Annotated in this window: 13 protein-coding genes; 2 read left to right on the forward strand and 11 right to left on the reverse strand. The window is 64.2% G+C overall.

What is annotated here, in order from left to right:
- Nucleotides 1-103 precede the first annotated feature (103 nt).
- The 8 genes from AOBCEHNH_RS04885 to AOBCEHNH_RS04920 all read right to left on the reverse strand — a co-directional run bounded on the left by AOBCEHNH_RS04885 (nucleotide 104) and on the right by AOBCEHNH_RS04920 (nucleotide 7,121).
- Nucleotides 104-1,276, reverse strand: a complete 1,173-nt coding sequence (locus tag AOBCEHNH_RS04885; protein WP_152063363.1) for an acetate/propionate family kinase — start codon at nucleotides 1,274-1,276, stop codon at nucleotides 104-106.
- 120 nt (nucleotides 1,277-1,396) lie between these two features.
- The gene (locus tag AOBCEHNH_RS04890; protein ID WP_152063364.1) at nucleotides 1,397-1,732 is read right to left on the reverse strand and encodes an HIT family protein; all 336 of its coding nucleotides are present in this window, start codon (nucleotides 1,730-1,732) and stop codon (nucleotides 1,397-1,399) included.
- A 142-nt stretch (nucleotides 1,733-1,874) separates the two neighbouring features.
- The gene (xseB, locus tag AOBCEHNH_RS04895; RefSeq protein ID WP_039910177.1) at nucleotides 1,875-2,141 is read right to left on the reverse strand and encodes an exodeoxyribonuclease VII small subunit; all 267 of its coding nucleotides are present in this window, start codon (nucleotides 2,139-2,141) and stop codon (nucleotides 1,875-1,877) included.
- A gap of 69 nt (nucleotides 2,142-2,210) precedes the next feature.
- Nucleotides 2,211-3,689, reverse strand: coding sequence for an exodeoxyribonuclease VII large subunit (gene xseA, locus AOBCEHNH_RS04900; protein WP_152063365.1), 1,479 nt, complete (start codon nucleotides 3,687-3,689; stop codon nucleotides 2,211-2,213).
- Nucleotides 3,690-3,747: 58 nt separating this feature from the next.
- Nucleotides 3,748-4,452 carry a zinc metallopeptidase gene (locus AOBCEHNH_RS04905; RefSeq protein WP_152063366.1) on the reverse strand — a complete coding sequence of 235 codons (705 nt, stop codon included), beginning with the start codon at nucleotides 4,450-4,452 and terminating at the stop codon, nucleotides 3,748-3,750.
- A gap of 106 nt (nucleotides 4,453-4,558) precedes the next feature.
- Complete coding sequence (tgt, locus tag AOBCEHNH_RS04910) at nucleotides 4,559-5,698, reverse strand: tRNA guanosine(34) transglycosylase Tgt (RefSeq protein WP_118271400.1); 1,140 nt, start codon at nucleotides 5,696-5,698, stop codon at nucleotides 4,559-4,561.
- 156 nt (nucleotides 5,699-5,854) lie between these two features.
- Nucleotides 5,855-6,508 (reverse strand): helix-turn-helix domain-containing protein, encoded by a 654-nt coding sequence (locus tag AOBCEHNH_RS04915; protein ID WP_152063367.1) that lies wholly within the window; start codon nucleotides 6,506-6,508, stop codon nucleotides 5,855-5,857.
- A gap of 154 nt (nucleotides 6,509-6,662) precedes the next feature.
- The gene (locus tag AOBCEHNH_RS04920; RefSeq protein ID WP_152063368.1) at nucleotides 6,663-7,121 is read right to left on the reverse strand and encodes a hypothetical protein; all 459 of its coding nucleotides are present in this window, start codon (nucleotides 7,119-7,121) and stop codon (nucleotides 6,663-6,665) included.
- Between the two features lie 135 nt (nucleotides 7,122-7,256).
- Between AOBCEHNH_RS04920 and AOBCEHNH_RS04925 the strand changes: the two genes are divergently transcribed.
- Nucleotides 7,257-8,663 carry a coiled-coil domain-containing protein gene (locus AOBCEHNH_RS04925; protein WP_152063369.1) on the forward strand — a complete coding sequence of 469 codons (1,407 nt, stop codon included), beginning with the start codon at nucleotides 7,257-7,259 and terminating at the stop codon, nucleotides 8,661-8,663.
- Nucleotides 8,664-9,185: 522 nt separating this feature from the next.
- Here the strand turns inward: AOBCEHNH_RS04925 and queA are convergent.
- From queA to AOBCEHNH_RS04940, 3 genes are all read right to left on the reverse strand, one after another.
- Nucleotides 9,186-10,412 (reverse strand): tRNA preQ1(34) S-adenosylmethionine ribosyltransferase-isomerase QueA, encoded by a 1,227-nt coding sequence (gene queA, locus AOBCEHNH_RS04930; RefSeq protein WP_152063370.1) that lies wholly within the window; start codon nucleotides 10,410-10,412, stop codon nucleotides 9,186-9,188.
- Between the two features lie 61 nt (nucleotides 10,413-10,473).
- Nucleotides 10,474-11,070, reverse strand: coding sequence for an epoxyqueuosine reductase QueH (locus tag AOBCEHNH_RS04935; RefSeq protein WP_152063371.1), 597 nt, complete (start codon nucleotides 11,068-11,070; stop codon nucleotides 10,474-10,476).
- The gene (locus AOBCEHNH_RS04940) at nucleotides 11,067-11,867 is read right to left on the reverse strand and encodes a DUF3267 domain-containing protein (protein ID WP_152063372.1); all 801 of its coding nucleotides are present in this window, start codon (nucleotides 11,865-11,867) and stop codon (nucleotides 11,067-11,069) included. The genes AOBCEHNH_RS04935 and AOBCEHNH_RS04940 overlap by 4 nt, the downstream gene beginning before the upstream one ends.
- A gap of 151 nt (nucleotides 11,868-12,018) precedes the next feature.
- Here AOBCEHNH_RS04940 and AOBCEHNH_RS04945 point away from each other — a divergent pair, with 151 nt between their 5' ends.
- Nucleotides 12,019-14,175 carry a class I tRNA ligase family protein gene (locus AOBCEHNH_RS04945; protein WP_152063373.1) on the forward strand — a complete coding sequence of 719 codons (2,157 nt, stop codon included), beginning with the start codon at nucleotides 12,019-12,021 and terminating at the stop codon, nucleotides 14,173-14,175.
- The last annotated feature ends 81 nt before the right edge of the window (nucleotides 14,176-14,256 follow it).

Raw genomic sequence — 14,256 nt, forward strand, 5'->3', positions numbered from 1 at the left:
GGGTTTTTTCTTGCGCCAAGCTCGGAGACGAGCGCCCAAACGAAAAAAGAGCGACCCCCTTCTGGAAGCCGCTCCTTGCAAATACACGGTATGTGGCGTGAACCTACTTGGCGAGACGCTCGACGTCGCAGGCGATCATGTACTCCTCGTCGGTGGGGAGCACCATGACGGTGACGGAGGAGCCGGCGGTGGAGATCACGCCGGTCTTGCCGGAGCACATGCTCTTGTTCTTCTCGCGGTCGACGCGCACGCCCATCCACTCGAAGCACTCGCACACGGCCTGACGGGTCGCCCAGTCGTTCTCACCGATACCGCCAGTGAAGGTGATGGTGTCGACGCCGGACATGCTGGCGATCATGGCAGCGCCCTGGGCGACGACCTTGTAGATGAACATATCCAGAGCGAGCAGGCACTTCTCATCGCCGGCGGCGGCGCCGTCGCGGATATCGCGGACATCGCTCGTGTTCTCGGAGATGGCGAGGAAGCCGGACTGCTTGTTCATCATGGTGTCGACCTCATCGCAGGTGTAGCCGCCCTCGCGCTGGAGGTAGCACACAGTCGCCGGGTCGATGGAGCCGCAGCGGGTGCCCATCATGAGGCCGTCGAGCGGGGTGAGGCCCATCGTGGTGTCGCGGACCACGCCATCCTCGATGGCGCACAGCGAGGAACCGTTGCCCAGGTGGCAGGAGAGCACGCGATGGCAGGTCTCGCCCAGGAGCTCCTTGGCCGTCTGCCACTCATAGCGGTGGCTGGTGCCGTGGGCTCCGTACTTGCGGATGTGCAGCTTCTCGCGCACCTCGGTCGGCAGCGCGTAGGTGTAGGCCGCGGGCGGCATGCCCATGTGGAAGGACGTGTCGAACACGGCGACGTTCGGGAGCTCGGGGTAGGTCTCGCGGCAGTGCTCGATGACGCCGGCCTCGGCATAGTTGTGCAGCGGGGCGAGCGGGGCAACCTCGTAGATCTTGGCGAGCACCTCATCGTCGACGAGCGCGGAGTCCTCGAAGTGCCAGCCACCCTGAACGATGCGGTGGCCGAAGGCCCCCATCTCGAAGCCGTGCTCGTTGATGAGCTCGATGACCTTGCGGATGGCAGTGCCGTGATCGGGGAAGTCCACGATCTCCTTGACCTTCTCGCCATCACCCTCGACATGGCCGAAGATGCCGTCGGTCAGGCCGATGCGCTCGCAATTGCCCTTGGTGAAGACCTCGCGAGTCTTGGTGTTCATCAGCTGGAATTTGAGGCTCGAGCTACCGGCGTTGAGAACGAGAACGTTCATGACACTCCTTGGTGGTTCGGTTGCCCGGTCGATCCGGGCAGATTTTACACGTATGTCTCTATCATAGCGTGAACGCGGTCCCTATGGACGGCACAGAAACGCAGCCGACGGCCGCATCCCTTAGATAAGGCCCTCTCCCAGCGGCTTGCCGCCCAGCACATGCAGGTGGAAATGCATGACGGTCTGTCCGGCGGCCTCTCCCTTGTTGGAGATGACGCGGAAACCCTCGTCGAGACCCTTGATACGCGCGACCTCGGCGACGGCATGGGTCATGGCGGCGAGCGTCTCGGCAGGCACGCCGTCGATGATGTTCTCGTGGTGTGCCTTGGGGATCACGAGCGTATGGACGGGGGCCTGGGGGTTCAGATCGTCGAACGCGATGACGAGGTCATCCTCGTACACAACGGTGGCAGGAATCTCGTGCTCTGCGATCTTGCAGAAAATGCAGTCGGACATGGGAAGGCTCCAATCGTCTTGATGTGTAAAAGGGGACGGGCGCGTTTTACACATCTGCACGCGACAAGCTGCGTGCGGTGAGCGCAAGGGCGCATCGGATGTGCAAAACGCACCCGTCCCCTCTTGACACATCGTAGCGAATTTACAGGTTGAGAGCGTCGGAGTCGTCGGCCGGGGAACCCGCTACGAGCTCATCGTTGCCGTCGATATCCTTGAGAAGCACCGAGACCTTCTGCTCGGCGCCGGCAAGACGGGCGCGCAGGCTCTTGAGCAGCTCCACGCCGCGCGTGTAGCTCTCGAGCGATTCCTCGAGCTCCATGTCGCCCGACTCGAGGCTACGGATAATGAGCTCCAACTCGGTGGATGCCTCCTTGTACGTGAGCTCCTCGACGTTCTTGTACTCAGCCATGTTCTTCATCCTTTCACGTCGCCGCGCACGCGCGGCAAGATCTCATGATTCAACGTGCCGCGGCGCGCGCTATTCCCGCGGTGCCGCGGCACACTCAACGGCATCGACCGTTGCCAGCACATCGCCGTCGGCCATGCGCAGGCGCAAAGCATCGCCCACATGGAACGAATCGGCACGCGTGGCGACCGAGCCGTCTCCGTCATACGCGATCGAATAGCCTCGGCCCAGGACCTTGAGCGGCGAAAGCGCATCGAGCGCGGCAGCCGAACGGCCCAGCTCGGCAACAGGGGCGCTCAACAGCTGTGCGCCTTTGGACCTCAGGCGAGAGGCCGCGAGCTCGAGGGCATGGCCCATGCGGTCCATCTGCGCCGTGCTCGAACGCAGCCGGGGCGCCAGGCGATCGAGCTCCATGGCGAAGCGACCCTGCGCGCGCTCGCACGCGGTGCAAAAGCGGTCGACGGTCTGCGCGAGCTCCACCTCGCGGCGGTCCACGATGTTCGCGGGGCTGGTTAGGCAGGGACGCGTTGCGAACGCATCCAGTGACCGGCGCTCGCGCTCGAGCCGCACGTCCATGGCCCGGCCAAGCCGGCCGCCCAGTCCGTCGCAAGCGGAGGCGGCGCGGACGACCTTGCCCTCGAGCACGCGCTGCAAGCGTTGCTCGCGACCGTCCAAGGCGCTCACCAGCTCGGAGAACTCCGGAGCGACGGACTCCGCCGCCGCGGTGGGCGTGGAGCAGCGGCGATCGCTCACCATGTCGCAGATCGAGTTATCGGGTTCATGCCCGATGCCCGTGACCACCGGCACGGGGCACGCGGCCACCGCGCGCGCCAGGCCCTCGTCGTTGAAGGTCATGAGGTCCTCGAAGGAACCGCCGCCTCGCACGAGCAAGATGCAGTCGGGCGCCGGCGTAATCGCAGCGGCGCGGCGCAGGCCCTCCACGAGCTCCGCCGGAGCTCCCTCGCCCTGCACCTTGGCACCCACGCACACAACCTCGACCATGGGGTTGCGGCGGCGCAGGGTGCGCTTCACATCGTTGATGACCGCACCGGACAGCGAGGTCACGACGGCGACGCGGGTGCAGAACACGGGGATGCGGCGCTTGCGCTCGGGCTCCATGAGCCCCTCGCGGCGGAGCTTCTCCGCGAGCTGCGCGACCTGTTGGCGCAGCAGTCCCTCCCCCGCCAGGGTGAAGGAACTCGCCTTGAAACTCATCTTGCCCGTGGGCTTGTACAGGTCGAACGTACCGGTAAACAGCACCTGCAGACCGTCGCGCAAATCGAACGCGCGCTTGTCGTAGGTGCCCTTCCACACGATGCACTCGAGCGCGGCCGACTCGTCCTTGATCTGAAAATAGCAATGGCCGCTACGGGCGTTCGGACCGCGAAACCCGGTCACCTCACCCAAAACGGTGATCTTGGGGACGCCGTGCAGGGCGCCCGCCGCCAACTCGGCAGCTTGCGAAACCGACAGGGCATCCGAATCTGACTCGCCCATATCGGCCACCACCGGTTGATCGGGCGTGGCCCCCGTCAAACTCCAGGCACTCATGCGAACACCTCCTCTTCTCGTCTACCCAACGACACGGTAGCGCGCCGTGCGGACAAAACTAGTTATCGTCGTCACGATGCGTGCGGGCGAGGAGGTACAGCAGCTGGAGGACGCTGGAGAGCGCCGCCGCCACGTACGTGAGCGCCGCGGCGGTGAGCACCTTGCGGGCGCCGCGCACATTCACCTCGCTCATGCCAGAGCCCTCGATGTAGGCCACGGCCCGGCGGCTCGCGTTGATTTCGACAGGCAACGTGACCAGCTGGAACACCACGGAGAACGCGAACATGGCGATGGCGAGCGACGTCAGGCCCGCCATGTCCATCATGAAGCCGAGCAAGAACACGATGGTCCAGATGTTCTGGGTGAAATTGACGACGGGCACGAGGGCGTGGCGCACCTTCATCATGAAATAGCCGCTCTCACGCTGGGCCGCATGACCCGCCTCGTGGCAGGCGACCGCAACACTGGCGACCGAGCCGCCGGAGAGGTTCTCGCGCGAGAGGTAGAGGTTGTTGTCGCGCGGGTCGTAATGGTCGCTCAGATGGCCGGGGGTCCCAAAGATTCCCACGCGGCCGCAACCGGATGCGTCGAGCATACGGCGGGCAACCTGCTCACCGGTCTCCCCGTCCGAGGGAACGCGGGACCAACGACGGTACGTGGAGTTGATATAACTCTGAGCCATGAGGCCGACCACCGTCGTGACCAGCACGATGATCAGATAGAGCGGGTCGTATCCAAAGCCGTAATAGCCGTAGTAGGGCATGGGAATCCTTTCAGATGCTATGTGCACATGTGGGACCTTGTACCCAAAAAGAACGCCCCGACTTTCCAAGTCGGGGCGCCTTCGCACAGATGTGATACGCGCGGCTTTAGAAGTCCACGGCCCCCTCGCCGGCCAGCCACTCGGCCTGGAACTCGGCGTAGCGGCCATCGATGATGGCCTGGCGGGCGCGACGCATGAGGTCGAGCAGGAAATAGATGTTGTGCTGCGACAGCAGGATACCGCCGAGCATCTCCTTCTGCGTGACCATGTGGCGAATGAGCGCACGGGAGTAGCCGCCGGTGCACACCGGGCAGGTGCACTTCTCGTCGATGGGGCGCGGGTCGCGGGCGAACTTGGCGTTCTTGAGGTTCATGCGGCCGGTGCTCGAGAACGCGGTGCCCATGCGGCCGGTGCGGGTGGGCAGCACGCAATCGAACATGTCGACGCCACAGCCAACGCCGCGCACGAGCGTGGTGGGATTGCCCACGCCCATGAGATAGCGGGGCTTGTGACGCGGCATGTGCTCGGACACAAGCGGCTCGAGGGTCTCGAACATGACCTCGTGGGGCTCGCCCACCGAGTAGCCGCCGATGCCGTAGCCGGGGAAGTCGCCAATCTCCTCGAGGTGCTTGAGGGAGCGCAGGCGCAGGTCCAAATGCATGCCGCCCTGCACGATGCCGAACAACGCCTGGTCATCGCGAGTATGGGCCTTGTAGCAACGCTCAGCCCACATGCTGGAGAGCTCGACGGCGCGCTCCACGAACTTGCGCGTGGCGGGGTAACCCGGGCACTGGTCGAGCTGCATGCAGATGTCGCTGCCGAGCTTCATGGCGATCTCCATGTTGTCCTCGGGCGTCCAGAACACATGGCTGCCGTCGTAATCGGTGGCGATGAAGCGCACGCCCTCATCGGTGAGCTTGACCGCGTCGGAATGGGAGAAGATCTGGAAGCCGCCCGAGTCCGTGAGGATGGGACCGTGCCAGTTCATGAAGTCGTGCAAGCCGCCGAGCTCGGCCACCGTATCGGCGCCCGGGCGCATGGCAAGGTGATAGGTGTTGGCGAGAACGATCTGGGCGCCCAGGTCCTTCACGGTCTCGGTGGGAATGCCCTTGACGTTGGCCTTGGTGCCCACGGGCATGAAGATCGGGGTCTCGATATCGCCATGCGGCGTGTGGAGAATGCCGGCGCGCGCATGCGTCTTGGGATCCTCGGCGACGATCTCGTATTTGAACAGGGATTGGTCCATGAAACGGCTCCTCGGTTATTCGGCGCCAGGCGGGCGTGAAATCAATCGGTCCAGCGCGTGGGGACTCCCCCGCGCGAAGGCCTCGCATTCACATGCCGCCAGTGCCATGCAATTTCAGCCGTTTATTGTACTATCGCGCACCGTGCACTGCGCCATTCAGCGGGAAATGAGCTGGAATCCCACCTGGAGCACAATCGCGACGGCGGCCAAGATCCAAAACGCAACCTCCCAATGCTCCCCTGCGAAAACCATGAGGGCGAGGCACGCGACGGCGCTCAGGAGTATAGACAGCTCGAAGCGATGCCGACGGAGAAAGCCCCTCTTTTGAGGCGCCGAGTGGATGTTGCCCACCAGATAGTCGGCGATCTCCCGGTCGGTACTCAAATTGTGCTTGCGAAAGATCATCCCCATGCGAACTATGATCGCGACGATTCCAACAAGCAAAACCGAGTCGACCGCGGCAGCGGGAATATCCGGAGCGGGGACGCCCGACCGCTCCAGCACCATTTCCAGCGGTATGTAGAGCACGCCGATAAAAATGATGCCAAGGGTCAAAAGCAGCAGCTCTCGCTTATCGACGGAAACCCGCTTACCGAGCTCAGGAGCGACTTGATTGACCAAGTCATCCACCGTAACACCAAAGACCTCGGCAAGATACGCCATGCTCTGGACATCCGGAAGGGTCTTGCCCGTCTCCCAGTTCGATATGGTTTGACGCGACACCATACACGCCTGGGCAAGGTCTTGCTGAGACATACCGAGCCGCTCGCGTTGCATCCGAATACCGGTGCCGATTCCAGTGCCTTCCATGGTCCCTCCCTCATAAGCAATTACTTGCCTTCACAGTAGCGAAGAAGAGGTGGCTTGTCTGTCAAAAGTCCTTTACATCGGAGAAATACGCGACGCGCCAAACGCCGATCGACAAGATTGGCGTACGAGACCATCGAAGAAATTGCCTCGTCCCCTACTCGGCCCCAGGCAAACCGTTGCCCGCACCGCGATTGGAACGCCTGAGGGCAAGCAGCTGATCGCGCACGTCTTCGCACTGGGCAATTGCCTGGGCGACGCGCTCACGCGATTCGACGATGCGCTGCTGGACCATGGCGTCCATGAAAACGTTGTCGAACAGCCAATCGGCGGCGAGCAGAAAGTCGCCCACGTCGGGACCGATACCCGAGAATCCCTGGACATCGTTCAACTCGTCCGCCAGGCGGGAAAGCGCGCGCTGCGCCGCATTGAGGTGCTCCTGCGCAGTCTGCATCCTGCCCTGCTTGAACGCGGAGATCAAAAACCCGCCGCCGAACATGTCGAGAAGACCCCAGTTCCGCGCGCTCTTGAGATCTCGCGCGGCAGCGTCGAGACAATCCAGCGCATCCTCGACCGCCGCAAGGGCCTCGTCGAGCTCGATCTCCCGCTGAGCCATGTCAGTCCCCCTGTCCGCTTTCGTTTGCTTCCGCGTGATTCTACCGTGAAAAGTGCACCGAGACCACCGCGCAACCGCAGCGGCAGAAGCCCTATCATAAGGTAGACGAATCGGACGACCACGGGGAGGCGCACCATGTGTGACCAGGACGAATTGCAAGACCAGCCGGTAGGCGTCACCGCAGCCGAACCTCTTACCGCGCCTTCCTGCGATGTTGAGGGCGCCGAGGATGAACCGTCGGGCCAAATCCCGGCATTCCTCGCCCAGAACCAGATGGCGGCCACTCATGCAGCCGAGACCCCAGACGAGTCTGCAGGTGAAAACGCTCGCGACACCGCAGACGCCGATGGCGGTGAGCCCGGGGCCACCGAGCCCACCGAGCCCGAAGGCACGGAGGCCGTCGAGACATCCGCTCCCAGCGGCCTGTTCTCCGAGGGCGTTGCGAGCATGAAGGCCATGAGCAGCGCGCGGCGCGCACATGCCGAGGCCCGCGACGAACTCGAGCGACTTCAGAACACCATCGCCGCCCGCGAGGCCGAACTCGAGCACCGCCGCGATATCGAGGCGAACTACGACGAGATCATCGAACGGGAGCGTGCCCGCAAGAGCGATGCCGAGCAGGCAGCCGAAGACCTGAAAGCTCAACGAGATGTAACGGCCGAGCGCGTAAGCCAGCTCAAGCGCAAGCTCGAGCAGATGCGCGAGGAGGATACGACCACGGAGAAGCGCCTCAAGGTCACCCTCGACGCCGCGACCGACAAAGAGCAATCCGCGCGAGAGTCCGGACGGCGCCTCCAGAACCGCCTCGACGACGCGAAAAGCGACCTCGAACGCCTCAACGAGGAGCGACGCGCCAGCCTGATCGCATCCGAACAGGCCATCGCAAGCGCTGAGAAGCGTCTCGCCACACTCAACGCCGAATACGCAGAACTCCAGCGCAACCCCTCCGCCAACTCCGCAGAGTACTCGGTCAGGACGCGCGAGCTCGAGTTCGAGATCTCCGACGCAGCCGCCGCGCTTCGCAGCGCTCGGGAGGACCTGCCGCAGACCGACCGGGAGACGCAACGCGCCATCGATGAGGCGATCGCCGCCGTCGCAGCGGCCGAGAAACCCATCGCAGCCGCAAAGACCGCTTTCGATGAGGCGGCGGCCGCATCCGACAAGGCCCGTGACGCATACAGCGAGGCAAAAGAGGCCGCTGAGACACGGCAAAAGGAGCTGCGGAAGCGCATCGGGGACGAGGAGAAGTCCCTCAAGTCGCAGGATCGCTCTATAACGGACAAGCTCGACGAGGCGTCGGCGGCGCAGGCCGTCATAGATGAAGCCGAGGATGTCATCGCCCATCCGGAGGTGACCGAGGCGATTGCCCATGCCCTCGAGGCCGACCGCGCCGAGCACGGCGACCGCGTGGCGGAGGTCGAGGAACTTGCGAACACCGAACGCGATGTGCGTGAGCAAACGCGCGCCTCGCGCATTCGGTTCATCGCCGCGATCGCAGGCATCGCCCTGCTGGCCATCCTGGCGATCTGGATGCTCCTGTAGTCTGGGTTTGCACGATTGATTCTGGGCCGTCTACCTGCGTAGACGGCCCGATGTTGGACACACTATTTGTCCTATAACCCTATAACCCCACTTTTTGTCCTATAACCCTAACCTTAGCCCCCCCACGCACGACAAAGGCGGCGGCACCGCTTCTCGCGATGCCGCCGCCTCTCTTATATCCTACGGTGGACTCGCCCACTTTCTTTTACCGAAGGAATGGGGCTATCCAATTTATCGAGCCCGCCGACGCGTTTCCTCTTCGATCGTCCTACCAACCAACCGGTGGAACTAAGAACGGCGCGTGCGCTCGCTTTTGCATCTACCCGATCTCGGTATCGCAGGCGGCGGGCCCGAAAGCTGCTATATCTTCAAAACCCATCGGACACACCTCCCGTCTCGGTCGCGGTAACGTTGCGACTCTTTTGGTACATCCTGCTTATGCCCCGGATGACAGTGGTATTGCACATCGAATGCCAATACCCAGTGAACGGTACGTTATCGCCGGCGAACGGCATTGAGGTTTTACTCGATAAGCATCGCGTCGCCGAAGCTGAAGAACCGGTACTTCTCTCGCACGGCCTCCTCGTATGCATCGATGATCTGATCGCGCGTGGCGAGGGCGGAAACGAGCATCATGAGCGTGGAGCGCGGCACATGGAAGTTCGTGATGAGCGCATCCACCACGTGGAAGGTCGACCCCGGCATGAGGTACAGATTGGTGGTGGCGTCCTCGCGCACGGTGATATCGCCCTCACCGCGAACGTCCGCACCATCCTCGCGCCCCTCAAAGCCGCGCGCCGTAACCGCTGGATCGCTCGCGGGTGCCGCGGCGTCCCACGCGCTCTCGAGGGAACGCACAGCGGTGGTGCCCACGGCGATCACGCGATGGCCGGCCGCCTTGGTGGCGTGCACGGCTTCCACAACCTCGGCAGGAACGTGATAGCGCTCGGTGTGCATGACATGCTCGGTGGGATCGTCCTCCTCCACCAGGCGGAAGGTGTCGATACCCACCTCGAGCTCGACCGTCGCCCAACCGCAGCCCTTGTCCTTGATGCGCTGGATGAGCTCCGGGGTAAAGTGTAGGCCGGCGGTCGGGGCAGCGGCGGAGTGCTCCTCGCTCATGGCATACACGGTCTGGTACTTCTCCGGGTCTCCCTCATAGCCGGTGATATAAGGCGGCAGCGGAACATGGCCCGCGGCGTGAATGGCCTCGTCGAGCGTGCGCGGCACGCCGCCCTCGTTCTCGCCCACGGGCTCGAAGCGCACCAGGCGGCCGCCCTTCGAATCGTCGATGAAATCGAGGATCTCGGCGGTAAGTACCACGGGCGCGCCCTCCGGCGCGAGCAGGCCGCCGGCGCGATACTCGACGACATTGCCCGGCTTGAGACGCTTGCCGGGGTTTACCAGGCACTCCCACACATGCCCGAGGGGATCGACGTCCTCGCGACGACGGAGCAGCAACGTCTCGGCCACACCGCCCGTCGGCTTCTTGCCTATGAGACGCGCGGGCATAACGCGCGTCTGATTGGCGACCAGCAGATCACCGGGCTCGAGATAGTCGACGATATCGTAAAAATGACGGTGCTCGACGGAGCCACCGTGCTCGAGCGCAACGGCATCCGCCGCGCGGACGGGACCGCCCGGAAGCTCGCGGTTCACCACCAAGAGGCGGCAGGAATCACGCGGCTCGGCGGGAGCTTGAGCGATCAGCTCATCGGGCAGGTTGTAATCAAAATCATCGGTGCGCATGGCGCCACCTTTCACTTGAGAGTTCGACAGCCGTCCATGATAGCGCAGGCGCGGTGAGGCATCAGTCCTTGAGGGCGGCCCGGCGGGCCTTCTCCGCCTTGCGTTCATCGCGCATGCGCGCACGGTCGAGCGCGGCCTCGGCGGCCGAAAAACGGCAACCGCAGTAATTCTGGCGGTACATACCCAGTTCGCGCGAGCGCACGGTCGCCTGCGGGTACCACGGCCGGAAATCTCGGATAACCGGGGTCAGTCCATGCGCCGCCGCGAGTTTTTCCAACACGTCATTGCACGTGTCGAACAACTGGTATGGAGAGACCGCGAGCGTCGTGGCGATGTTCGAGAACCCCTCCCGCTCGGCGACCCGACAGGCCTCGGCGAGACGCAAGGCGTAGCACGCGCGGCAGCGGCGCTCTCGATCCGCGCCGAGCCGCGCCACCGACGCATCCCAGCGGTCGCGGTCATCCGCCGCCTCGATCAGGCGAATACCGTTATCGGAACTCCAGCGGCGGAGTTCCTCAAGACGCTTGCCATGCTCTGACACGGGCTGGATATTCGGATTGGTCCAGCATATCGTGGGCTCAAAGCCCTCCTCCACGAGCAAGCGCACCGGCTCAAGCGAACAGGGGGCGCAGCATGCATGCAACAGCAACGGGGTCATAGGCGCTTTCCTCCCTCGACGACGCTGAAACCGGATGTCCCCCGATCGGATTTCGCCGGACGGGGCAAAGCCGACGAACCAAGCCCGTGAGAGCCGTCCGCATCCGCCGCCCGAGGCGTCGCGCGGACATCGGACGGAGAAACGCGGCGCGGCTGAAGGCGGCAAGGGGCGCCATAGAAGGAGACGCCCCACGCGGTGTCCTCGCAATAGGCGATGGTCGGGTCGGAACGAATGGCGCGCACATACCCCCAATCCCCGGTGCACCCCGAGAGATGGGCGGTCGCGACGACGATGGTCCACAGCGGCCACCTAAAACCGATGCCGAGAACGACGACCAGCAGCGTCACGATGACGGAAGGCACCAACGCTATGACAAGGTAGGCGTCACGCGGGTACACAACCCCTTCGGCGCTCGCGTAGATCATGCCCATCTTGAGATTCGAGCCGAACGTGATCTGAGCCCCAGGCGGCGCGTAATGCCTGAAAAACAACGCGTGCACGAGCTCGTGGATGGCAAACGTTGCGGGAATGGCGACGACAAGGGAGATCCACCAGCGGATATCGACGCCGCGCCCGGTGTCCTCGACACCCATGAGACGGTCGCCCAGCGAACCCAGGACGGCACCGAGCTCGAAAGGAGTCACCGGGGCGTCGAAGAACTCGCGAAGCGCCACCATGGTGAGCGCCCACAGGATCGCAGCGAGAACCCCAGCCACCAGCACCGTGGCCGACAAGGAGCGCATGCGAGCCAGGAAGCCCTCGTCCTCGAAAACATGTATGTCGGCTATTTTCCTCATGCGACCAAGTGTAGCGTCTCATGCGGACACCTGTGCGATAATGTGGGATTACTTCGGACAATGATCGAGGCGACGCGACGCCGCGCCCGAATGCGGTGCCGCGTCGCCTCGCACCGTCTTATTCACCACGAAACTCGGAAGAAGGACGCACATGACCGCACACCTCACTCCCGCCGACCGCCCCTCCTGGCCGCGTCGCGCCGTCGTCACCGCCGGCATGCCCTACGGCAACAAGGGTCTGCACTTCGGCCACGTGGGAGGCGTCTTCGTCCCGGCGGACTTCTACGCTCGCTTTCTGCGCGACCGTCTGGGCCGCGAGAACGTGATCTTCGTCTCCGGTACCGACTGCTATGGATCCCCCATCATGGAGGGCTTCCGCAAGCGCCGTGAGGCAGACGGCTACACCAAGCACATCTCCGATTACGTGCGCGAGAACCACGACAGCCAGGAAGCCGACCTGGCCAGCTTCGGCGTGTCCTGCGACCTGTATGCCGGCAGCGCGCTGGAGCCCGCCGTGCACATCCACGAGCGCATGACCGCCGAAATCGTCGAGCGCCTGCACGAGCAGGGCAAGCTCACCAAGATGAGCACCAAGCAGTTCTTTGACCCGGCCGCCGGACAGTTCCTGAACGGCCGCCAGGTCCTCGGCCGCTGCCCCATCCAGGGCTGCAAGTCCGAGAAGGCCTACGCCGACGAGTGTGACCTCGGCCACCAGTTCGAGCCCGAGGAGCTCATCGCCCCCAAGAGCGCGCTCACCGGCGAGACGCCTGAGCTCGTGCCGGTGGACAACCTGTATTTCGACCTGCCCTCCTACACCGAGTACATGCGGGAGCACACCGAGCGCCTGGCCGCCGATCCCACCGTGCGCTCCGTGGTGTCCAAGACCATGCAGGAGTGGCTCGACGCCCCGCGCCTGTTCATCCAGGTGAAGTTCCGCGATGAATTCGAGGCCATCCGCGGCGAGCTGCCCGCGCACGAGGTCATCGAGGCCGAGGGCAACAAGGGCTCCTTCACGGTGGTCTTCCCCACCTGGCGCGAGCGCGACGAGGCCCACGAGGTCCTCAACCGAGCCGGCGTGCGCTTCCGCTCCGGCAAAGCGCTCGTGCCGTTCCGCATCTCGGGCAACGTCGAGTGGGGCGTGCCCCTGCCCGAGGTCGAGGGCTGCCGCGACCTCACGGCCTGGGTCTGGCCCGAGAGCCTGTGGGCGCCCATCAGCTTCACCCGCGCCGTCCTCGCACGCGACGCCGCCAAGCTCGAGGCCGCGGGCACACCTGCCGCCGAGCTCGCCGAGTGCGCCGTCGCCGACGCCCAGCTCGTGGACGATGCCCCGGCCATGATCATGGACGAGCCCACCTACACGCACGCCAGCCTCGACTGGCACGACTGGTGGGCCAGCGAGGATGCCCGCGCCTACCAATTCATCGGCCAGGACAACATCTACTTCTACTGCATCGCGCAATCCGGCATGTGGGAGGCACTCGACTGGAACATGCAGCAGTCCTGCGTGGCTGCCAACTACCATATCCTGTACATGGGCAAGAAGGCGAGCTCCAGCTCCCAGACTCCCCCGCCGCTGGCGCATGAGATGCTCGAGCACTACACCCCCGAGCAGCTGCGCGCGCACTGGCTGTCGCTCGGCTTGGGCGAGAAACCCGTCAGCTTCTCCCCGAAGGCCTTCGACCTGCGCGAGACCGGCAAGGACAAGGACGGCAACCCCATCCTCGCCCGCGATGACAAGCGCGTAATCGACCCCGCCCTCAAGGAGGGCGCGCTGCTCACCGGTGTTTTCAACCGCCTGGCCCGCTCTGCGTTCTACGGCGTGGCCGTCAAGGAGGGCGATGAGGCCGCCTACCGCACCGGGTGCATCCCCGCGGGCGAGCCTTCCGAAGCCGCGCGCAACGCAGCCGAACAGGCAGCGATCGCGTTCGAGCAGGCCATGCACGCCTTCGAGCTGCACCACGCCCTCGGCGTGTGCGATGAGTTCCTGCGCGCCGCCAACAAGCGCTGGAGCGACGCCTCCAAGGCCGCGAAGAACAGCGGGGACGACACCGCCATGAACCAGGCGCTCGTCGACGCGTTCCACGAGCTGCGCGTGGCGACCGTCCTCATGCACGGCATCGTGCCCACGGGCTGCGAGCTGATCTGCGAGCACTTCGCCATCGACCCCGTCGCCTTCTTCTCCTGGGACAACATCTTCAAGACGAATGACGAGCTCACGGCCGAGTTGGGCGAGCAGCCCGGCACGCACGCCATCAAGGCGCTGCCGCCGCGCTTCGATTTCTTCGCGAAGCACCCGTCGCAGTTCTAACGGACCGCCCGCCAGGTCCCGGGGCGGGTCGAAGGTTTTTACTCGGTCAAGTCCTGCTCACGACGAAAGCCCACTGGGCTT

Origin of the sequence: Collinsella intestinalis, from assembly GCF_902501455.1 — a bacterium.
Taxonomy (GTDB): domain Bacteria; phylum Actinomycetota; class Coriobacteriia; order Coriobacteriales; family Coriobacteriaceae; genus Collinsella; species Collinsella intestinalis.